This is a genomic window from Nocardioides sp. (assembly GCF_051876515.1).
Classification (GTDB): domain Bacteria; phylum Actinomycetota; class Actinomycetes; order Propionibacteriales; family Nocardioidaceae; genus Nocardioides.
This window is the reverse complement of sequence record NZ_JBJEHY010000238.1, coordinates 1-20,443: the sequence shown is the minus strand read 5'-3', so window position 1 is coordinate 20,443 and position 20,443 is coordinate 1. Positions and strand designations below refer to the sequence as shown.

General features: G+C 71.8%; 21 protein-coding genes. 7 read left to right on the top strand and 14 right to left on the bottom strand.

What is annotated here, in order from left to right:
- Nucleotides 1–1,352 (top strand): acyl-CoA dehydrogenase family protein (locus tag ACI379_RS16610; protein WP_439793238.1); only part of this gene is annotated, 1,352 nt, incomplete at its 5' end.
- A 158-nt stretch (nucleotides 1,353–1,510) separates the two neighbouring features.
- Complete coding sequence (locus tag ACI379_RS16605) at nucleotides 1,511–1,831, top strand: hypothetical protein (RefSeq protein WP_439793237.1); 321 nt, start codon at nucleotides 1,511–1,513, stop codon at nucleotides 1,829–1,831.
- Between the two features lie 79 nt (nucleotides 1,832–1,910).
- Here the strand turns inward: ACI379_RS16605 and ACI379_RS16600 are convergent, their stop codons facing one another.
- Nucleotides 1,911–3,347: a glycine hydroxymethyltransferase gene (locus ACI379_RS16600; protein ID WP_439793236.1), complete on the bottom strand. Its 1,437-nt coding sequence runs from the start codon at nucleotides 3,345–3,347 to the stop codon at nucleotides 1,911–1,913.
- A gap of 341 nt (nucleotides 3,348–3,688) precedes the next feature.
- Here ACI379_RS16600 and ACI379_RS16595 point away from each other — a divergent pair, with 341 nt between their 5' ends.
- The 4 genes from ACI379_RS16595 to ACI379_RS16580 all read left to right on the top strand — a co-directional run bounded on the left by ACI379_RS16595 (nucleotide 3,689) and on the right by ACI379_RS16580 (nucleotide 7,161).
- Nucleotides 3,689–5,389, top strand: a complete 1,701-nt coding sequence (locus tag ACI379_RS16595) for a nitrite/sulfite reductase (protein ID WP_439793235.1) — start codon at nucleotides 3,689–3,691, stop codon at nucleotides 5,387–5,389.
- A 2-nt stretch (nucleotides 5,390–5,391) separates the two neighbouring features.
- Nucleotides 5,392–5,583, top strand: coding sequence for a hypothetical protein (locus ACI379_RS16590; RefSeq protein WP_439793234.1), 192 nt, complete (start codon nucleotides 5,392–5,394; stop codon nucleotides 5,581–5,583).
- Nucleotides 5,583–6,329 (top strand): phosphoadenylyl-sulfate reductase, encoded by a 747-nt coding sequence (locus ACI379_RS16585; protein ID WP_439793233.1) that lies wholly within the window; start codon nucleotides 5,583–5,585, stop codon nucleotides 6,327–6,329. Before ACI379_RS16590 ends, ACI379_RS16585 begins: the two co-directional genes overlap by 1 nt.
- Before the next feature lie 88 nt (nucleotides 6,330–6,417).
- The gene (locus tag ACI379_RS16580) at nucleotides 6,418–7,161 is read left to right on the top strand and encodes a sirohydrochlorin chelatase (protein ID WP_439793232.1); all 744 of its coding nucleotides are present in this window, start codon (nucleotides 6,418–6,420) and stop codon (nucleotides 7,159–7,161) included.
- Between the two features lie 70 nt (nucleotides 7,162–7,231).
- Here the strand turns inward: ACI379_RS16580 and ACI379_RS16575 are convergent, their stop codons facing one another.
- The 13 genes from ACI379_RS16575 to ACI379_RS16515 all read right to left on the bottom strand — a co-directional run bounded on the left by ACI379_RS16575 (nucleotide 7,232) and on the right by ACI379_RS16515 (nucleotide 17,923).
- Entirely contained in the window at nucleotides 7,232–7,615 is a 384-nt protein-coding gene (locus tag ACI379_RS16575) for a DUF3037 domain-containing protein (protein ID WP_439793231.1), read from the bottom strand.
- A complete protein-coding gene (locus tag ACI379_RS16570) occupies nucleotides 7,612–8,376 on the bottom strand; it encodes a HipA family kinase (RefSeq protein WP_439793230.1) in 765 nt (254 codons plus the stop codon). The genes ACI379_RS16575 and ACI379_RS16570 overlap by 4 nt, the downstream gene beginning before the upstream one ends.
- Complete coding sequence (locus ACI379_RS16565; protein ID WP_439793229.1) at nucleotides 8,373–9,215, bottom strand: polyphosphate kinase 2 family protein; 843 nt, start codon at nucleotides 9,213–9,215, stop codon at nucleotides 8,373–8,375. Before ACI379_RS16565 ends, ACI379_RS16570 begins: the two co-directional genes overlap by 4 nt.
- Nucleotides 9,216–9,302: 87 nt before the next feature.
- Nucleotides 9,303–10,016 carry a GNAT family N-acetyltransferase gene (locus ACI379_RS16560; RefSeq protein ID WP_439793228.1) on the bottom strand — a complete coding sequence of 238 codons (714 nt, stop codon included), beginning with the start codon at nucleotides 10,014–10,016 and terminating at the stop codon, nucleotides 9,303–9,305.
- A 10-nt stretch (nucleotides 10,017–10,026) separates the two neighbouring features.
- The gene (locus ACI379_RS16555; protein WP_439793227.1) at nucleotides 10,027–10,524 is read right to left on the bottom strand and encodes a regulatory protein RecX; all 498 of its coding nucleotides are present in this window, start codon (nucleotides 10,522–10,524) and stop codon (nucleotides 10,027–10,029) included.
- 250 nt (nucleotides 10,525–10,774) lie between these two features.
- Entirely contained in the window at nucleotides 10,775–11,851 is a 1,077-nt protein-coding gene (recA, locus tag ACI379_RS16550) for a recombinase RecA (RefSeq protein ID WP_439793226.1), read from the bottom strand.
- A gap of 155 nt (nucleotides 11,852–12,006) precedes the next feature.
- Nucleotides 12,007–13,302 (bottom strand): MFS transporter, encoded by a 1,296-nt coding sequence (locus ACI379_RS16545; protein ID WP_439793225.1) that lies wholly within the window; start codon nucleotides 13,300–13,302, stop codon nucleotides 12,007–12,009.
- Entirely contained in the window at nucleotides 13,299–13,493 is a 195-nt protein-coding gene (locus tag ACI379_RS16540) for a DUF3046 domain-containing protein (protein ID WP_439793224.1), read from the bottom strand. Before ACI379_RS16540 ends, ACI379_RS16545 begins: the two co-directional genes overlap by 4 nt.
- A complete protein-coding gene (locus tag ACI379_RS16535; RefSeq protein ID WP_439793223.1) occupies nucleotides 13,490–14,629 on the bottom strand; it encodes a methyltransferase domain-containing protein in 1,140 nt (379 codons plus the stop codon). The genes ACI379_RS16540 and ACI379_RS16535 overlap by 4 nt, the downstream gene beginning before the upstream one ends.
- A gap of 24 nt (nucleotides 14,630–14,653) precedes the next feature.
- A complete protein-coding gene (locus tag ACI379_RS16530) occupies nucleotides 14,654–15,085 on the bottom strand; it encodes a hypothetical protein (RefSeq protein ID WP_439793222.1) in 432 nt (143 codons plus the stop codon).
- Between the two features lie 26 nt (nucleotides 15,086–15,111).
- Nucleotides 15,112–16,533 carry a PGAP1-like alpha/beta domain-containing protein gene (locus ACI379_RS16525; RefSeq protein ID WP_439793221.1) on the bottom strand — a complete coding sequence of 474 codons (1,422 nt, stop codon included), beginning with the start codon at nucleotides 16,531–16,533 and terminating at the stop codon, nucleotides 15,112–15,114.
- Nucleotides 16,530–17,471: a hypothetical protein gene (locus ACI379_RS16520; RefSeq protein ID WP_439793220.1), complete on the bottom strand. Its 942-nt coding sequence runs from the start codon at nucleotides 17,469–17,471 to the stop codon at nucleotides 16,530–16,532. The genes ACI379_RS16525 and ACI379_RS16520 overlap by 4 nt, the downstream gene beginning before the upstream one ends.
- Entirely contained in the window at nucleotides 17,468–17,923 is a 456-nt protein-coding gene (locus ACI379_RS16515) for a hypothetical protein (protein WP_439793218.1), read from the bottom strand. Before ACI379_RS16515 ends, ACI379_RS16520 begins: the two co-directional genes overlap by 4 nt.
- A gap of 191 nt (nucleotides 17,924–18,114) precedes the next feature.
- Between ACI379_RS16515 and ACI379_RS16510 the strand changes: the two genes are divergently transcribed.
- Nucleotides 18,115–20,443 (top strand): DEAD/DEAH box helicase (locus tag ACI379_RS16510; RefSeq protein WP_439793216.1); only part of this gene is annotated, 2,329 nt, incomplete at its 3' end.

The window sequence follows — 20,443 nt, the reverse complement described above, 5'->3', positions numbered from 1 at the left end:
ACGAGGTCGAGTTCCACCCCTCGTGGCACGGGTTGATGGAGCGGGGCGTCGGGTACGGCCTCCAGGCTGCCCCCTGGGCCCAGCAGGCCGAGGGCTCCACCGACGCGCACCTGCGCCGCGCCGCGGGCTTCTTCGCGTGGTCGCAGACGGAGCCCGGCCACGGCTGCCCCATCTCGATGACGTACGCCGCCGTGCCCGCGCTGCGGGTCTCCCCTGCCCTCGCGGCGCTGTACGAGCCTGGGCTCTCCTCGCGCCACTACGACCCGGGCGTGCGAGGGGCGAGCAGCAAGCTCGGCCTCCTGGCCGGGATGGGGATGACGGAGAAGCAGGGCGGCTCCGACGTCCGCACCAACGTCACGACGGCGACGCCGACGGGCGACGGGGACTGGTACGCGCTGCGCGGCCACAAGTGGTTCACCTCCGCCCCCATGAACGACGTCTTCCTGGTGCTGGCTCAGGCGCCGGGCGGGTTGACCTGCTTCGCCCTCCCCCGGGTGCTGCCGGACGGCACCCGCAACCGTCTCGACCTGGTGCGCCTCAAGGACAAGCTCGGGAACCGCTCCAACGCCTCCAGCGAGCTGGAGTTCGAGGGGACGCTGGCACAGCGGCTCGGGGACGAGGGCCGCGGGGTCCGCACCATCATCGAGATGGTCGCCGCCACGAGGCTGGACTGCGTCCTGGGGTCGGCGTCGCTGATGCGCCGCTCACTGGCCGAGGCGTCGTGGCACGTGGCCCACCGCTCCGCCTTCGGCGGCCTGCTGGTCGACAAGCCACTCATGCAGAACGTCGTGGCCGACCTGGCCGTGGAGTCCGAGGCCGCCACGGCGCTCGCGATGCGCCTGGCCAGCGCCGTCGACAAGCCCGACGACCCCCACGAGGTGGCGCTGCGCCGCATCGCGCTGCCGCTGGCGAAGTTCTGGGTGTGCAAGCGCACCCCCGCCATGGTGGCCGAGGCGCTCGAGTGCCTGGGAGGCAACGGCTACGTCGAGGACTCGGGTCTGCCGCTGCTGTTCCGCGAGTCGCCCCTCAACTCCGTGTGGGAGGGGTCCGGCAACGTCAACGCCCTCGACGTGCTGCGGGCGCTCGGCCGCGAGCCCGAGTCGCTGGAGGCGTGGCTCACCGAGGTGGGCGCGGCCAGCGGGGCCGACAGCCGCCTGGACCGCGCCGTCCACGACACGCTGGGGCTGCTGGGCGACGCCGCCGCGGTCGAGGGGCAGGCACGGAGGCTGGCGGCCCAGATGGCGGTCTGCCTCCAGGCCTCCCTCCTGGTGCGGTTCGCGCCCTCCGAGGTCGCCGACGCCTTCTGCGAGTCCCGGCTCGGCGGTGCGTACGGCGGCGTCTTCGGCACCTGACCGGCGGCGGGCTGCGGGCCGTCGTGGACCGCGCCCTGCCCACGACCTGAGGCGTGTTCCAGATCCCGTCCGGCTGAAACCCCCTCCCCGAAGCACCCCGCGGACGTACGCTCGAGCCTCGGGGCGACAGGGGTGCGCCCCACGGGGGAGGTTCAACCATGTCCGGACGCGCGTCCAGCACGCTGTTCACCGTCGGCACCCTGCTGCGCAGGGCCCAGGACCAAGGGGTGTCGGTACGGGCCCTCGTCGAGGGCCAGTGGGTGGACGGTGTGCCGGTGGCGGCCGACTCGATGGGGGTCATCCTCGACGCCCCGGACGGGCAGACCCTGATCCGCACCGAGGCGATCACCGCGGTGCGGTTCCAGCGGGGCGCCCTCGAGGACCCCGTGCCGACGGAGGCCCACCACGAGGAGCAGATCGTCTGGGCCCAGCCCGCCGGCAGCTCGCAACTCCTGGAGACCACCGCGATCGAGGGCTGACGGCCAGCGATGGACGCAGAACGGGGCGGGACCCGGAGGTCCCGCCCCGCAAAGGCGTCGCGCGTCGCGCGCGTTCGGGTCAGCTCAGCTCGAGGCCCGGGTACAGCGGGTGCTTGGCCAGCAGTTCGGCGGATGCGGCCCTGGTGCGGTCGGCCACGCCGTCGCCCAGCACGTACGAGGCCTTCGACGGGGTGCCGGCCTTGGTGGTGCCGGCCTCCGTGCTCGACAGCACGTCGACGATGAGCTCGGCGACCTTGTCGAACTCGTCGTGGCCGAAGCCACGGGTGGTCAGGGCGGGGGTGCCCAGGCGGACGCCGGAGGTGTACCAGGCGCCGTTGGGGTCGGACGGGACCGAGTTGCGGTTGGTGACCACGCCGGCGTCGAGCAGCGCCGACTCCGCCTGGCGACCGGTGAGGCCGAAGGAGGTCACGTCGAGCAGCACGAGGTGGTTGTCGGTGCCGCCGGTCACGAGGTTGGCGCCACGCTTGAGGAAGCCCTCGGCCAGCGACTGCGCGTTGTCCGCGACCTGCTGGGCGTACGTCTGGAAGGCGGGCTGGCGGGCCTCGGCGAACGCGACGGCCTTGGCGGCCATGACGTGCGAGAGCGGACCGCCCAGGACCATCGGGCAGCCGCGGTCCACGCTGGGGGCGTACTCCTCGGTGGCCAGGATGAAGCCGCCGCGCGGGCCGCGCAGGGACTTGTGCGAGGTGCTGGTGACGACGTGGGCGTAGGGAACCGGGTTCTCCTCGCCGGTGAACACCTTGCCCGCGACGAGGCCGGCGAAGTGGGCCATGTCGACCATGAGGGTGGCGCCGACCTCGTCGGCGATCTCGCGCATCTTGGCGAAGTTCACGCGGCGCGGGTACGCGGAGTATCCGGCGACGAGGATGAGCGGCTTGAACTCCTTGGCCTTGGCGCGCAGGGCGTCGTAGTCGAGCAGGCCGGTCTCCGGGTCGGTGCCGTACTGGTTCTGGTGGAACATCTTGCCGGAGATGTTGGGACGGAAGCCGTGGGTGAGGTGACCACCCGCGTCGAGGCTCATCCCGAGGAGACGCTGGTTGCCGAGCTCGGCGCGCAGCTTCTCCCAGTCGGCCTCGCTCAGCTCGTTCATGTTCTTGACGCCGGCGTCGGTCAGCCAGGGGCCCTCGACGCGGTGGGCAAGGATCGCCCAGTACGCGGTGAGGTTGGCGTCGATGCCGGAGTGCGGCTGCACGTAGGCGTACTCGGCGCCGAACAGCTCCTTGGCGTGCTCGGCCGCGAGCGACTCGACGGTGTCGACGTTCTGGCAGCCCGCGTAGAAGCGGTGGCCCACGGTTCCCTCGGCGTACTTGTCGGAGAACCAGGTGCCCATCGTCATGAGGACCGCCGGCGAGGCGTAGTTCTCCGAGGCGATCAGCTTGAGCGAGGCTCGCTGGTCTGCGAGCTCCTGGCGGGTCGCCTCGGCGACCCGGGGCTCGACGGAGGCGATGACCTCGAGGGCCTGGCTGTACGCGCTGCTGATCAGGGAGTCGCTCATGGTGCACATGCTAGAGGGCGGGGCCGCGGAGGTTCACCGTCCACCCGAGTGTGACGTGGACCGCACCCGGCAGCGACCTCAGGCGGAGAACGCCCCATGCCGTCTCACATCGTGGAGAGAAGTCTCAGATAACGAGAACGAAGGTTGGCACAAGCCTGTCCACCGGCTGAGACTTCTTGACATGGTCTCCGCTGCAACTCACACGCACCTCGTGGTCCGACGTCACGTCGACCTCATGCGTACGCGCAGCATGATCTGTTGGCCCCGCTGATCCACCCCCCGAGCCGGACCCAGATCCCGCGCGTCCACCCCCGCGCGGTACACCAGAAGGACACCCCGTCGTGACCGACACCGCCGCCCCCGCTCGTCCCGCACGTCGCAAGAAGGGCGAGGGCCAGTGGGCCCTCGGCTACACCGAGCCGCTCAACAAGAACGAGCAGTCCAAGAAGGACGACAACCCGCTCAACGTCGAGGCGCGGATCCTCAACATCTACTCCAAGCGCGGCTTCGACTCGATCGACCCGGCCGACCTGCGCGGCCGCTTCCGCTGGATGGGCCTCTACACCCAGCGCGCTCCCGGCTTCGACGGCAGCAAGACCGCCCAGCTCGAGGAGGAGGAGCTCGACGACCGCTACTTCATGATGCGTGTCCGCTCAGACGGCGTGCTGCTGGACCCCAAGGCGCTGCGGGCCCTGGGCAGCGTCTCGGTGGACTTCGCCCGCAACACCGCGGACGTCACCGACCGCTGCAACATCCAGTACCACTGGATCCAGATCGAGGACGTGCCGGCGATCTGGGAGCGCCTCGGCGAGGCGGGCCTGTCCACGCTGGAGGCGTGCGGTGACTCGCCGCGCCCCTTCCTGGGGTCGCCGGTCGCGGGTGTGGCGAAGGACGAGATCATCGACGGCACCTCGGCGCTGGCGGAGATCAAGCGCCGCTACATCGGCAACAAGGACTTCTCGAACTTCCCGCGCAAGTTCAAGACGGCGCTCACCGGTCACCCGAGCCACGACGTGGCCCCGGAGGCCAACGACATCGCCTTCGTCGGCACGGTCCACCCCGAGCACGGCCCCGGCTTCGACCTCTGGGTCGGCGGCGGCCTGTCCACCAACCCGCACCTGGCGGCCAAGCTCGGCGTCTGGATCCCGCTGGACGAGGTCCCGGACGCCTGGGAGGGCGTGGCCTCGATCTTCCGCGACTACGGCTACCGCCGCCTGCGCTCGCGTGCCCGCCTGAAGTTCCTCGTCGCCGACTGGGGCGTGGAGAAGTTCCGCGAGGTGCTGGAGACCGAGTACCTCAAGCGCGCGCTGGTCGACAACCCCTCGCCCGAGACCCCGGTCCGTCAGGGCGACCACATCGGTGTGCACGAGCAGAAGGACGGCAACTTCTACGTCGGCGTCGCCCCCGTGGTGGGCCGCATCGACGGCCAGACGCTGGTCTCGCTCGCCGACGTGGTGGAGAAGCACGGTGCCGCCGGCGCCCGCCTCACCGCGTACCAGAAGCTCGTCGTGCTGGGCGTGCCCGCCGGGGCGACCGACGCGATCGTCGAGGACCTCGCCGCCATCGGCCTCGAGGCGAACCCGTCCAACTGGCGCCGCAACACGATGGCCTGCACGGGCATCGAGTTCTGCAAGCTGGCGATCGTCGACACCAAGGAGCGCGCCCGCAGCCTGGTCTCCTCCCTCGAGCAGCGCTTCCCCGAGCTCGACGTGCCGATCACGGTCAACGTCAACGGCTGCCCCAACTCGTGCGCCCGCACCCAGGTCGCCGACATCGGCCTCAAGGGTCAGCTGGTGATGGACGACGAGGGCAACCAGGTCGAGGGCTTCCAGGTCCACCTGGGCGGCGCCCTGGGCCTGCACGCCAACTTCGGACGCAAGCTGCGCGCCCACAAGGTCACCTCGGCCGGACTGGACGACTACATCACCAACGTGGTCACCGCGTACCTCGCGGACCGCAACGACGGTGAGCCCTTCGCCCTGTGGGCAGCCCGGGCCGACGACGTCCTGCTGCGCGGCGACGCGCAGCTGGAGACGGTCTGACCATGTCCGCGCGCGCGACCGCCAACCACTGCCCGTACTGCGGGGACGTCGATCTCCGTCCGTACGAGGTGGTGGGGGAGGACGGCGAGGTGACCTCGCCGCACGGCACCTGGGAGTGCCGTTCCTGCCTGCGCGCCTTCTCTCTCAAGATGCTCGGCATGGTCCGTCCGTTGTCCGAGCGGGAGGCTTTCTGATGACTGCAGCCACCACCCGCGCTGCCCGCGCCTTCCGCGGCACGCACACCGAGGGGCGCTCCCCCGAGGAGCTCCGCGAGCTCGTCTCGCACGCCGGGGCCGAGCTCGAGCTCGCGCCCGCCGAACACATCATCGAGTGGGCCGTGGCCACCTTCGGTGAGCGCTTCTGCGTGACGTCGTCGATGGGCGACGCCGTCCTGGCCCACCTGACCTCCACGGTCGCCCCCGGCGTGGACGTCGTGTTCCTCGACACCGGCTACCACTTCCCCGAGACGCTGGGGACCCGCGACGCCGTCGCGGCGACCCTCGACGTCAACGTGGTCACCATCCAGCCGCGGCTGTCGGTGGCCGAGCAGGACGAGCAGTACGGCAAGGACCTGTACAAGACCGACCCCGACCTGTGCTGCAAGCTGCGCAAGGTCGAGCCGCTGGCCGAGTCCCTCGCCGGGTACGACGCCTGGGCGACGGGGCTGCGGCGCGCCGAGACCCACAACCGGGTGATCGCGCCGGTGATCGGCTGGGACGCGCGCAAGGGCAAGGTCAAGGTCTCCCCCATGGCCCGGTGGAGCGACGAGCAGGTCGAGCGGTACATCGCCGACAACAACATCATCGTCAACCTGCTGGCCTTCGACGGCTACCCGAGCATCGGCTGCCGTCCGTGCACCCGTCGCGTCGCTCCCGGGGACGACCCGCGCAGCGGCCGCTGGGCCGGCACCAACAAGACCGAGTGCGGGATCCACGCATGACCCGCTCCTGGAATCTCCACCCACAGCGCCGCGACAACGACGTCGTGCGGCCCCGTACGTCCCTCACCCACGATGGGAGGCACCTGTCATGACTGCCCCTGCACTGGTTGCCCTGGCTCACGGAAGCCGTGACCCCCGGTCCTCGGCGACGATCAAGGCCCTGGTCGACGAGGTCAAGACGATGCGCCCGGACCTCAAGATCGAGTCGGCGTTCCTCGAGCTCTCGCGTCCCTCGTTCCAGACGGTCGTCGACCGCCTGGTCCGCCGGGGGCACGAGGAGATCGTGGTTGTGCCGCTGCTCCTGACCGAGGCGTACCACGCCAAGGTCGACGTCCCCGAGGCGATCGCCCAGATGAGTGCCCGGCACCCCGGCCTCAAGATCCGGGCGAGCAAGATCCTCGGCATGGAGACCGCCTTCCTGGAGGTCCTCGACACGCGTCTGCGCGACGCGCTGAGGGCGGCCCGGGTCCGCGAGCTCGACGCCCTCGTGCTCGCCGCGGCCGGTTCGTCCGACCCGCTGGCCAACCAGGCCGTCGCCCGCATCGCCCGTACGTGGGGCACCCGCCACAAGCTGCCCGTGACGGCCGCGTTCGCCTCCGCCGCCCCGCCGGCTGCCGGCGAGGCCGTGCGCGCCTTCCGCGCCGAGGGTCGCCGCCACATCGCGGTGGCGTCGTTCTTCCTGGCCCCGGGCCTGCTTCCGGACCGCGCCGCGGAGCTCGCTCTCGAGGCCGGCGCCGTGGCCGTCTCGGACCCGCTGGGCGCCCACCCGGAGGTGGCACGCGCGGTGCTGGCCCGCTACGCGGTCGGCGCCGTCGAGCTCGTGCCGGTCTGAGGGCCGCCCACCACGCTGTGACCGTCCTCGTCCCCCTGCCCAGGGGTGACGAGGACGGTCTTCGTGCTTCTCAGCCGACGAGCTGGCCCACGAGGTACTGGAGGGTCGCGGCGGGGTCGTCGGTGACTCCCCCGTGGACCGGTCCGGGCTGGATGACGGTCGACCGGGGGGCCTTGACGAAACCGAACCGCTGGCTCAGCGGCTGGCGCGCGGCCGCTCCACCCCGCTCGTCGCCGGCGCACACTCCCTCGATGAAGGCCAGCGCCGACTCGACGGCACCGCAGTCGAGGGTCGGTGCGAACGTCTGGAGGCGGTCGCGGTCGACGTGCCACGCGACGTCGAGGAAGTCGGCCTGCTGGCTGTACAGCACCACGCCGACGTTGACGAACTCCTCGCGCTCGGGCCGCGGCACGCAGCGCAGCACGACGTACTGATAGGCACCGGTGGCGCTCATGACGCACCGCCCGGGAGCCAGGCGCGACCACCGAGGCGGGCGGTGAGGAACCGGACGTAGGCGGCGCGCAGCTGCGCGGGGGTCTCCGCCCCGGGCACGGGTTCGAGCCACGCGTCGGGAACACCGTCCAGGATCTCGGCGAACACCGCCTCGTCGAGGCGAGCGCGCAACTCGGCGTCCACGTCGCCGACCGCGTCGACGTGGGCGGCCAGGACGTGGTCGCTGGCGTCCCACGGCTGCGCGGCGAATCGCGCCGGGTCGGTCAGGCCGCCCGCCCAGGCGTGGTGGAAGTAGAGCGAGGCGCCGTGGTCGATGACCCACAGCTCGTCGTGCCAGACCAGCAGGTTGGGGTTGCGCCAACTGCGGTCGACGTTCGCGGTGAAGGCGTCCATCCACACCACCGTGGCGGCCTCGCGCGGGTCGACGACACGGTCGGGGTCGTACCCGAAGGAGCCGGGCAGGAAGTCGACCCCGAGGTTGAGTCCGACGCTGGCCTGCAGCAGGTCCTGGACCTCCTCGTCGGCCTCGTAGCGCGCGATCTCGGGATCCAGGTCGAGCACCACGAGGTCGGGGGTACGCAGCCCGAGCCGCGTGGCCAGCGCGCTGACGATGACCTCGGCGACGAGCACCTTCGGGCCCTGGCCGGCGCGGCGGAACTTGCAGACGTACGTGCCCAGGTCGGCCGCCTCGACGACTCCGGGCAGGCTGCCGCCCTCACGCAGCGGTGTGACGTAGCGGGTGACGCGGGTGAGCGGCATCATCGAGGCGACTGCTCCCCGGCCAGCCGCGCCAGCTCGGCCTCGACGTCGAAGTCTGCCGTTGGCCAGGTCAGGTCGAGCCCTTCGAGAGCTTCCCGCAGCAGCTGTGCCACGGCGAGGTTGCGGTACCACTTCTTGTCGGCGGGGATCACGTGCCAGGGAGCGACCTCGGTGCTGGTGCGCTCGAGCGCGATCTCGTACGCCTGGGTGTAGTCCGGCCACAGCGCCCGCTCGTCGAGGTCGCCGGGGTTGTACTTCCAGTGCTTCTCCGGGTTCTGCAACCGCTCGAAGAGGCGGGCCTTCTGCTCGTCGGCACTGATGTGGAGCATGCACTTGATGATCGTGGTGCCCTCGGCCGCCAGCCGCGCCTCGAAGTCGTTGATGGCTCCGTAGCGGCGCTCGATCTCGTCGGCGGGTGCGTAGCCGCGGACCCGCTGGATCAGGACGTCCTCGTAGTGGGAGCGGTCGAAGACGCCGATGTACCCGGCCTCGGGGACGGCGCGCTCGATGCGCCACAGGAAGTCGTGGGAGCGTTCCTCCTCCGTAGGCGCCTTGAACGACTGGATGCGGACTCCTTGAGGGTCGACAAGGCCCACGGCGTGGCGCAGCACTCCCCCCTTGCCGGACGTGTCCATGCCCTGGAGCACCAGGAGGATGCGGCGGTTCGAGCCGGCGGTGCGCTGCGCCCACAGACGTTCCTGGAGGTCGGCGAGCTCTGGCCCCAGTGAGGCGAGGGCGGCCTCGCCGGCCTTCTTGCCCTCCGCGAACCCGGGGGCGGCGTCGGTGGGGATCGAACCTAGGTCGACGGGCCCGTGGACCCGCAGCAGCTCCGCGTACGTCATGACGCCATCATGGTGCATGACGGCACCCCGACGGGACGCGCGGTGCGTGGGCGGTGTGTGGGGGCGTGTCCACGGGGCGCTCGAGGCTCAGAGCACCGTGGCCACGTCGAGCGTGTGTCCCACGACGGTGATGGTGCCGGAGCGCACGGTGGGCTCGTCGAACCACGCGCTCTCCACGAAGCCGACCTTGCGCAGCACCCGGAGCGAGGCGCCGTTTCGGTGGTCGGGCGCCGCGAAGCACGTCGCCGGCCGGGGCGTCCGGGACGCCACCGTGAGCAGCCACGCCCACAGCATCCGGGTGCCGAACCCGCGCCCGGCCCAGTGCCCCTCACCGACCAGGTAGTCCACCCCGAGCGCCTCGGGGTGTCCGGTGAGGCGTGCGTACGCCGGATCGTCGGCCACCGGGTAGTCCTGGACGAAGCCGACCGACCGGCCGCGCTGTTCCGCGATCCACAGCCGCGTGGGCGTGGCCTCCCCGAGGTCCGGGCCGTACTGCTCGGTGATGCCGTCCAGGTCGCTCGGGTCGTCGTCCCACCAGGCAGCGACGCCGGGTTCGTTGCGCCACCGCGTCAGCCACGTCAGGTCCGCAGACGTCATCGGACGCAGCACGACCTGCTCGGCCCTCGGCACCAGCTCGAAGCGGGGAGGATCCGCCGACAGGTCCAACGCGACGACGACGTGCCCGGCGGTCTCGGAGGCGAGCCTCGTCGCGGCTGCGAGCAGGGACTCCCCTGCGCGCAGCTCCGTGACCTGCACGGAGCCTCCACGCCCCAGAGCCACGCGGGAGTACGACGGCCTCACCTCGGCGAGGTTAGTGGAAGCCGTCCCCCGCGTCACCGGGGTCGTCGCCCTCACCGAAGCCGTGGTCGTCGAGCTCGGAACGGACCACGGCGAACGCCATCCCGGCCGGGTAGCCCTTGCGAGCCAGCATGCCGGCGAGGCGACGGGTGGCGACCGTACGGTCCACGTTGCGCAGGGACCGGAGCTTCTTGCGGACCAGTTGGCGGGCGGCCTGCTCCTCGTCATCGGGGTCAATCTCGTCGAGGGCCTCCTTGGCGACCTCGTCGTCCACCCCCTTGCGGCGCAGCTCCTGCGCGAGCGCCCGACGGGCCAACCCCTTGCCCGGCTGACGAGACGCGATCCACGACCGCGCGAACGCCTCGTCGTCGATCAGGCCGACTTCGGTGAAGCGGTCCAGGAGGCGCGTCGCGAGCTCGGCAGGCACGTCCTTCTTGGCGAGCTTGTCGGCCAGCTCCTTGCGGGAGCGGGCCTGGCCGGTCAGCGCGTCGAGCAGGATCTTGCGGGCCACGGCCTCGGGGTCCGCCGGCGGCCCCTGCGCGACGGCGTCGTCCGGTGGCGCCGTCCCGTCCCGTCCCGACGGCGCCGACGACCGACGCCGGCGCGTCGTGCGCTCGTCGGCACCAGAACCTCGCGAACCAGCACCTCGCCTGGCGGAGCGGCCCCGGCGGGGTGCGTCGGACTCGGTGGATCGGTCGTCACCGACCCACGCCTGGACTCCGAGTCCGACGTCACCCAGCCATGAGGGCGCTGGCCCCGGCTCAGAAGTCATTGACCCCGATGGGCTCGTCGGACAGGTCGTCCGCCGGAGCGTCCACGGTCGGACCCACGCCGAGCTTCTCGAGGATCTTCTTCTCCAGCTCGTTGGCCAGGTCCGGGTTGTCGCGCAGGAAGGTGCGGGCGTTCTCCTTGCCCTGCCCGAGCTGGTCGCCCTCGTAGGTGTACCAAGCGCCTGCCTTGCGCACGAGCCCCGCCTCGACACCCACGTCGATCAGGCCACCCTCGCGGCTGATCCCCTTGCCGTACATGATGTCGAACTCCGCCTGCTTGAACGGCGGGGCGACCTTGTTCTTGACGACCTTGACGCGGGTGCGGTTGCCGACCATCTCCTGGCCGTCCTTGAGCGTCTCGATGCGGCGCACGTCGAGGCGGACCGAGGAGTAGAACTTCAGCGCACGACCACCGGTCGTCGTCTCGGGCGAACCGAACATGACGCCGATCTTCTCGCGCAGCTGGTTGATGAAGATCGCCGTGGTGCCGGCGTTGTTGAGGGCACCGGTCATCTTGCGCAGTGCCTGGCTCATCAGGCGAGCCTGGAGACCCACGTGGCTGTCACCCATCTCGCCCTCGATCTCGGCCCGGGGCACCAGCGCCGCGACGGAGTCGATGACGATCAGGTCGAGCGCACCCGAACGGATCAGCATGTCGGCGATCTCGAGGGCCTGCTCACCGGAGTCCGGCTGCGAGACCAGCAGCGCGTCGGTGTCGACGCCCAGGGCCTTGGCGTACTCCGGGTCGAGCGCGTGCTCGGCGTCGATGAAGGCGACGATGCCGCCGGCGGCCTGGGCGCTGGCCACGGCGTGCAGCGCGACGGTGGTCTTACCGGACGACTCGGGGCCGTAGATCTCCACGACACGGCCACGCGGGAGGCCACCGAGGCCGAGTGCCACGTCGAGGGCGATCGCCCCGGTGGGGATGACCTCGAGCGGTGCGCGGGTCTCGTCGCCCAGACGCATCACCGACCCCTTGCCGAATGACTTCTCGATGTTGGCCAGTGCTGCGTCGAGGGCCTTGTCGCGGTCCCCGACCACGGGCTTCTTGCGGTCTGCGGCTGCCATGTGCGTGTCCTTCTGTCGTTGGAGTCCAGGTACATCGGCGACGCTAGGACGAACCACTGACATTCCCTGATCAGGACGTCGATGTTGTGGAGAACAACGGCCCGCGTCGTACCTGTGGACAGAAACCTATACCGAACACCTGTTCGACAGGAGCATCACTGCGGGGCGTGTCGCCCGACGACCACGGCACATCCGAGCACTCCCGCGGCGAAGACGGCCGAGACCGCGGCCAGCCCTCCGAAGCCGAGCCAGGAGACCAGGATCCCCGAGGCCGCTCCCCCGGCGGCGGCGGTGAGTCCCATGACCATGTCGGAGACCCCCTGCACGTCGGTGCGCACCGCGACGGGGGCACGCTCGGCGACCGTGGCCGCCGCCGCGAGCGTGCTGAACGACCAACCGACGCCCAGCGCGAACAGGCCGACGGTGATCTGCCAGGAGTGGCCGTAGGGGGCGACCCCGCACAGGACCAGCGACCCGAGGAGGACCAGGGCCCCGACCGCGAGGCAGCGCGCGCGCCCGAAACGGTCCCCGAGCCACCCGATCAGGGGCGAGAAGGCGTACATCCCGAGGACGTGCAGGGAGATGACCACGCCGATGATCTCGAGCTGCGACCCGCCGTGCTCCATGTGCAGCGGCGTCATCACCATGACGGCCACCATCACCGCGTGGGCCAGCGCCTGTCCCGCGACCGCAGCTCCCAGGGCCGGCTGGTCCCGCATCGCGGCCCACGCCCTGGACCAGGTGCTTCCTGAGTCGGCGGGGTCGTCCTGCCCGGCGCTCTGCTCGGCGTCGAGGCGCTGCGCCAGGAGCAGGGGGTCCGGGTGCATCGCCGTGGCGACGACGACGGACGCCACCAGCATGACCACGGCCCCCATCAGGAACGGCCCGGTCAGGTACGGCAGGCCGAGCCCCTCCGCGAGGCGGCCGGCCGGGCCGGAGAGGTTCGGACCCGCGACGGCACCGATCGTCGTGGCCCACACGACGACGGACAGGGCTCGTCCCTTCGCGTGGGCGGGTGCCAGGTCCGTGGCGGCGTAGCGGGCCGCCGCGTTGGCGGCGGTGGTGCCGCCGAGCACGAGTGCCCCGACGAGGAGCAGGACGGTCGAGCCGATGGCCCCGGCCAGCACCGCCAGGGCGGCCCCCGCCGCGCCCGCGAGGAGACCGGTGACCTGGCCCACGCGCCGCCCACGGCGTGCCATGAGCCGGGCGAGGAGGTACGAGGCCACCGAGGCCCCGAACACCTGGGCGGTCTGCACGAAGCCCGCGAAGGTGGCGGACCCGGACACCTCCTTGGCGAGCAGAGCTGCGGTGGAGACGCCGACGGTGATCCCGATGGCTCCCAGCGACTGTGCGAGCACCAGGACACGGACGGTCCGTCGCTGCACGGCCGCGACCGTGTCCTCGTCGAGCCCGGCCCCGGTGTCAGGCTCGCCGGTGGCCGGGGTCGTCACCTGTCCCTCGCGGGCAACCCGAGCTGCTCGTGGACGGCTGCCCAGACGACCTTGGGGGCAACCCCGGCGTCGAGCGCCTCGCTCACGGTCCGCCCGCCGAGAGCGCCGATCACGGTGAGATCGGCCCAACTGGTCGCGTACGCCGGGCCGAGAGCCTGCTCCATCCTCGCCCAGAACTCGGTGTGCCTCACGCCTTCACCGCCGTCATCTCGATCCACGTGTCGCGGTCGCCGACGACGCCAGCGACCGTCTCGACGGGCTGCCAGCCGCACGCGCGCATCACGTCGGCCAGCGCGGTGGGCTGCCAGTACGTGAAGTGACGCGGCAGCGGGACGAGTCCGTGCGTGGACCAGGCGGCCCCGTCCCCCTGCTTGAGGGCGACGCGAAGCACGCCTCCGGTCCTCGTCACCGCGGCCAGCCGCTGGAGCACCGTGGGGAGGTCGGACCGGTCGACGTGGAGCAGGCTGGCGTTGGCCCACACGCCGTCGTACGGTCCCGCCGGGTCGGCCAGGTCGTCGGTGAGCGGGTCGAGGAGGTCAGCGCTGTGCCCGGCCGCCCTCAGCGCATCGACGAACCGCGGGGTCACGTCGCTGCGACGGACCTGCAGTCCGAGTCCCTCCAGCGCCTCGGCGTCGCGGCCGGAGCCACTCCCCACCTCGAGCACGCGTGCCCCGGTCCCCAGAAAGCCGGCGAACGCGGCGAGCGCCTCGGTCGTCCGCCCGCCCACCGGTGCACTGCCCCAGGCGGCGTCGGCCACCTCGTAGGCGGCTCGCGTGGCCCTCGCCCGTCCCGCCGGTCCCGCCCACCCGATGTCGTGGACGTGGTGGACCACGTCGTGCAGGTGGTACTGGGCCAGCGTCCGCACCGTGAAGACGGACCCGTTCGACCTGCGTCCCACCCGGTCGAGCTGGTCGCTGTCGATGCCGCGGTAGGCGTCGGCGACCTGCCGGGCTGCCTCCCCCAGCTCCTCGGAGACCAGGCGCGGGTCCTGCGAGGGGTAGTCGTCCTGCACCGCAGTCGCGTCCTGGTCCCAGTTCTCGAACTCGGGAACGTCGTGCTCCAGCACCAGCGCGAGCCTGTGCGCGAAGATGCGGTGCACGTCGCGCACGTGACAGGCGTACTCCAGGACCGACCAGCGGCCCGGGTCCGGCCGCTCCCGCGCCCCCTCCGCTGCCAGGGCGGCGGCGTACAGCGGGGTGGTGTCGTCGATGAGGTCCGCCACCACGTCGAACGGGTGGACGGCCGGGTCGAAGCCGCACTCCCCGCACGGCTCGGACAGCACCCAGGTCCAGTCCTTGGTGTCGGGCTGGACGGCGTCGTCGGTCATGGGGTCATCCAACCAAAGAACTGCTCAGGAGACGGGCCGTGGGCCCCACCGCTCCTCGTACTCGACTCCGTCCCCGTCACCGGTGAGGTTGAAGGGGCCGAGCGCCTCGATGGAGCCGTCGGCGCGCTTCACCGCCACGTCGACCCAGCTGACCGGCGTCACCTCGGAGACCCAGACCAGCCGGACCACCTCGTCCTGCAGCGTGTCGAGGTCGGCACCGTCGACCTCGAGCTCGACGCTGACGGTGTCCGAGTTCGTCGGCGTACGACGCTGGTGCACCACCCGACGCACCGCCGTGACGGACGGCAGCTCCGCGAGTGACGCCTCCAGCGCGGCCAGCTCCGTCGCGCAGTCACCGCACCCGGCGTCGGGATCGGGCTCAGGGGTCGGCGCCTCCGGCGAGGAGCAGGCCGAGGCCAGCCAGAGGGCCGCCACGAGCAGGACCAGGTGCTTCACTCTCAACCTCCACGTTCGGGACGGGTTCACGGCCGGCTGACCGTGTACGTGACGACCTCGTCGACCTGACCACCCGTCCCGAGGAATCCTGACTCCTCCATGGCCCTGATGGCGTCGCGGATCGATCCGTGGTCGGAGGAGTCGGCCGCCTGGGCGCCCTCGACGTAGTGCTTGATGTCGTGGTTGTCCGCGATGTCGTGGCTGCCGGTGCCGTCGAACTTGACCGTGACACGGTTGGGTTGGTCGGGGTTGTCCTCGCCGTCCAGCATGGGGACGGCGTCCCCACGGTTCTCCAGGTGGAAGCCGGTGACGGAGTCCGGCAGGTCGGGGACCTGCGCCGTCGGCGACCCGGCCGAGACCACGTGGCGGACGTTGAACTCGTCGCGGAAGGCGGGGTCCGAGGCCAGCGACGTCGCCACCATCCCGCCCTGGGAGTGGCCCACCATCATGATGTCCTTGCCCGAGAGGCCGGCCTCGCGCAGCGCCTGGGTGATGCCGTTGGCGTACGAGTTGTCCATGCCGCCGATGAGCTGGTAGTTCGTCAGCATGTCGCGGGCCGTCTCGTCCCCCGCGGGCAGCGGCCCCATGTCGTCGGTGCCGGGGATGTAGACGACGTAGCGCTCCTGCCCGTTGTCGGTGATCTTCTGGATCTGGATCGCGCCGTTCATCGACTCGTCGTTGGAGTCGAGCATGTTGGCCGAGTCGAGGCCGCGCATGAGGTCGGCCAGGGTGCCCGGACGCTTCTCCGTGTACAGCGAGGCGGGAGCGTCGTCGACGCGGTGCGTCTCGGCGTCGGTCCGGTTGCCGAACAGCAGCGCCAGCAACCGGGCGGCGTCGTTGGTGGTCGCCGACCCGATGGGCCCGTCCCCGGGGTTGAGTGCTCCCAACGCCCCCGGGGTGAGCGCGTCGAGCAGCCCGCCACCGGCGTTGACCAGGTGCTGGGCCAACTCGGGGTGGTCGTGCACCAGGTCACCGATCTGGGCGAGGATCGCCGCCTGTTCCTCGGGAGAGCGGGTCTGCAGGTAGAGGTACGCCGCGCCGCCCGCCAGCAGGAGGCCGGGCAGGCTCGCCGCGAGGGCCTTGCCCAGCAGGTTGTCCAACCGCTCGCTGATCTGCCGGGACAGGGCGTCGCTCATCTCGAAGGCGCCGACGGTCACCTCCACGAGCAGGGCGTCCGCCTCGATGCCGATGGCGCGCACGGTCAGGCCGTTGACGCCCGTGGTCGCGTCGAGCACCTGGGCCTCGGCCTCGGCGAAGCTGAGCGGGGCGAGGACCGACGACTCCAGCAGGTCCCCGTTGGCCATGACGCGTGCGCCGAGCCCGGCCATCTCCGTGAACAGCCACGCCTTGTCCTGGTACGTGCCGGCCAGCGCACGCATCTGCTGGTAGCCGGCCTGCACGCCGTGGCTCCCGCCGCTGACCGAGTCGATGGGTACGGGCTTCGTCATGACATCACCTCCGCCGCGAGCGCCGCGACCCGGCCGGACAGGTCCACCGGGTCGACCTCGGCGACGCGCACCATGCGCCAACCGTCGTCGACGTACGGGGTCAGCGAACGCCAGCGGTCCGCGTGCAGCACCCACTCGACCACCGCGGCCCCGGGAGGTCGGTGGGTCCCCCGGGCCAGCACGACGGCGTGCATCCTCGCCCGCGCTGGTGCCGCCAGGGTGGCCAACCAGTCGAGCGCCTGCTGGTCGTCGGCCTCGCGGGTGCCACCGACGACATCCCCGCCGCGGACGAGCCCCGTGTGGTCGTCCACCATCTGGCGGGCCAGCTCCCCGCGCCCCGAGACGACCGCCTCCCCGGTCCCCAGGAGGAGCTCCCACGGCGTCTCCACGACGCGAGGCAGCTCCGTACCGACGGCTCGCTCCTTGTCGGGAGCCGGTGGCACGACGACGACCCGGGCGATCTCCTTCCACCAGTCCTCCACGGCGAGCCAGGACACCTCCGTGGTGAGACCGTCGACGGTCGAGACGCAGACCACCCGGCCCCCGGCGGCGCGGTGCCAGCTGCGCACCCGGGCACGCCCCGCGCCGATCTGGACCAGCAGGTCGAACTCGACGGCCAGGTCGGCGCCGTGCCAGAGGGCCAGGGCAGCGGCGAGTGCCGGCTCCGGCTCCCCTTCGGTCGTGACGAGGCCGTGCTGCACCGCCCCGGCGAGCACCTCGTCCGGGTCGCTCGGCTCCGGCACAGCGGCGGTGGCCCCCAGGCGCTCACCCAGCGCCTCGCTGACCGCGCCACCCCGGAGCATCTCGGCCACCGGCGACTCCACGCCGCACAGCGACGAGACGAGCGCGAGCTCGTCCGCACTGGCCGTGAGACGGACGACGGGGGTCTGCGGCGGCTCGACCACCTCACCGGTGGTGGACAGGGTCACGGTCGTCATCGGCCGGCCCCCGGAATCTGGTCGGGAACGTCGAGCCAGTCCTTGTGTCCAGGGGGTGGTGGGGTGAACCGGGCGAGGAAGTCGTCGAAGGGGTCGGGCAGGACGTCGGTGAGCTTGTCCACCGCCGTCTGGGCCAGCGAGGCGAGCCGCGACTTGGCTCCCTCGATCAGGCCCTGGACCTTGCGGGCGATGGAGTCGATGAGCGCCTTGAGGCGGTCGACGTTGTCGGCGTGCGAGCGCAGGGCCTGCGCGGCGTCCTCGTGCTCGGTCGCGGTCTCCCGAAGACTGACCGCGCGCTCCTTCATGCGCTGGCGCATCGCCTCGGCGGCCCGTCCCTCCCACAGCACCTGCTCGGACGAGCGGACCAGGCCGTCGGCCTCGCTCCGGATCTCCTTGGCCTGGTCGTCCATCTGCGTGGCGAGCCCACGAATGACTGCGGTGTCTCCGTACATGCCTCGCTCCTCCTGTCGCCGCCTGTGTCGCTTCCTTCCCAAGCCAACGCGTTTCCACACTCCCGCACCACGGCCCTGTCCACGGCTTGTGGAGAGCGCCGACCGAGCGGGCCGGTGGAGAACGCAAGGAGTGTCGGTGGGATGGGAGAGGATGTCACTCCCCGCCCAGCCACGGAAGGAGTCCGCCCGAGATGACCGCCGCCACCGTCGCCGCCCTGGGTGCCTTCCACCCCTCCACGCGCGCCTGGTTCCGGGCCGCGTTCGCCGCGCCGACCACGGCCCAGGCCGGGGCCTGGGAAGCCGTCTCCCAGGGACGCCACGCTCTGGTCGTGGCGCCCACCGGCAGCGGCAAGACCCTCAGCGCGTTCCTGTGGTCGCTCGACCGCCTGCTGCACTCGCCGGTCCCGGACGAGACGGCCCGCCGCACCCGGGTGCTGTACGTGTCCCCGCTCAAGGCCCTGGCCGTGGACGTGGAGCGCAACCTCCGCGCCCCGCTGGTCGGCATCGCCCAGACCGCGGAGCGCCTCGGCGAGCAGGTCAGCGACGTCCGGGTCGGGATCCGCTCGGGCGACACCACGCCCCAGGAGCGGCGGGCCCTGGCCACCCGTCCGCCCGACATCCTCATCACCACCCCCGAGTCGCTGTTCCTCATGCTGACCAGCCGGGCCCGCGACACCCTCGCCGGGGTGGAGACCGTGATTCTCGACGAGGTGCACGCCGTGGCGGGCACCAAGCGCGGTGCCCATCTGGCGGTCAGCCTCGAGCGCCTCGACGCCCTGCTGGACCGCCCGGCGCAACGGATCGGTCTGAGCGCAACCGTCCGTCCGCTCGAGGAGGTCGCCCGCTTCCTCGGGGGCGCGGCCGAGGTGGAGACGGTGGCCCCGGTCAGCGACAAGCAGTGGGACCTGTCGGTCGTGGTTCCGGTCGAGGACATGGCGGCTCCCGCGGAGTACGACGAGGAGTCCGGCGACCCGTCCCGCTCTCGCTCCCTGTGGCCGCACGTCGAGGAGCGCGTCGTCGACCTGATCGAGGCGCACCGCTCCACCATCGTGTTCGCCAACTCGAGGCGTCTGGCCGAACGTCTGACCGCCCGGTTCAACGAGATCTCGGCGGAGCGTGCCGGGGTCGAGGACGGCGACCAACCTGCCGCCCCTCCGGCGTCGAGCCCGAGTCTGGTGGGCGGCCAGTCCGGCACCACCGTCGCGGCTGCCCCGGTCGTCGCGCGCGCCCACCACGGGTCGGTCTCCAAGGAGCAGCGCGCCCAGATCGAGGACGACCTCAAGCGCGGACGTCTCCCCGCCGTGGTCGCCACCAGCAGTCTGGAGCTGGGCATCGACATGGGGGCCGTCGACCTCGTGGTGCAGATCGAGTCGCCCCCGAGCGTGGCCAGCGCCCTGCAGCGCGTCGGCCGTGCGGGCCACCAGGTCGGGGAGGTGAGCCGCGGTGTGCTGTTCCCCAAGCACCGCGCCGACCTGGCCCCGACCGCCGTGGCGGTCGAGCGCATGCGCAGCGGTGCCATCGAGAGCCTCCGCATCCCCGCCAACCCCCTCGACGTCCTCGCACAGCAGGTCGTCGCCGCCACCGCGATGGACGAGTGGGACGTGGACGAGCTGTTCACGCTCGTGACCCGCACCGCCTCCTTCGCCCGCCTGCCGCGCAGCGCGTACGAGGCGACCCTGGACCTGCTCGCCGGGCGCTACCCCAGCGACGACTTCGCCGAGCTCCGTCCCCGCATCGTGTGGGACCGCGTCGCCGGCACCCTGACCGGGCGTCCGGGGGCTCAGCGTCTGGCGGTCACCTCGGGCGGCACGATTCCCGACCGCGGCCTGTTCGGCGTCTTCCTGGTCGGGGAGGGCTCCGGGCGGCGGGTGGGTGAGCTCGACGAGGAGATGGTGTACGAGTCGCGGGTGGGCGACGTCTTCGCCCTCGGCGCGACCAGCTGGCGCATCGAGGACATCACGCACGACCGCGTGATGGTCACCCCGGCGCCGGGGGTGCCGGGGCGCCTCCCGTTCTGGAAGGGCGACACGCTCGGGCGCCCCGCCGAGCTGGGCCGGGCGGTGGGTGCGTTCAACCGTGAGCTGTCAGCCGCCCCCGCCCCGCGCGCCGTGGAGTCCGCGCGAGCGATCGGGCTGGACGAGCACGCGGCCACCAACCTGGTGACGTACCTGACCGAGCAGGCCGAGGCCACGGCCGTCGTCCCGCACGACCAGCAGATCGTGGTCGAGCGGTTCCGCGACGAGCTCGGCGACTGGCGGATCGTGGTCCACTCCCCGTACGGCACCCCCGTGCACGCTCCCTGGGCGCTGGCGATCAACGCACGCCTGCGGGAGCGTCACGACATCGACGGACAGGCCGTCTCCTCCGACGACGGCATCGTGCTGCGGGTGCCCGACACGGACGCGGAGCCACCCACGGCCGAGCTGATCGCCTTCGACCCGGACGAGATCGAGCAGGTCGTCACCACCGAGGTCGGCGGGAGTGCACTGTTCGCCTCCCGCTTCCGCGAGTGCGCCGCCC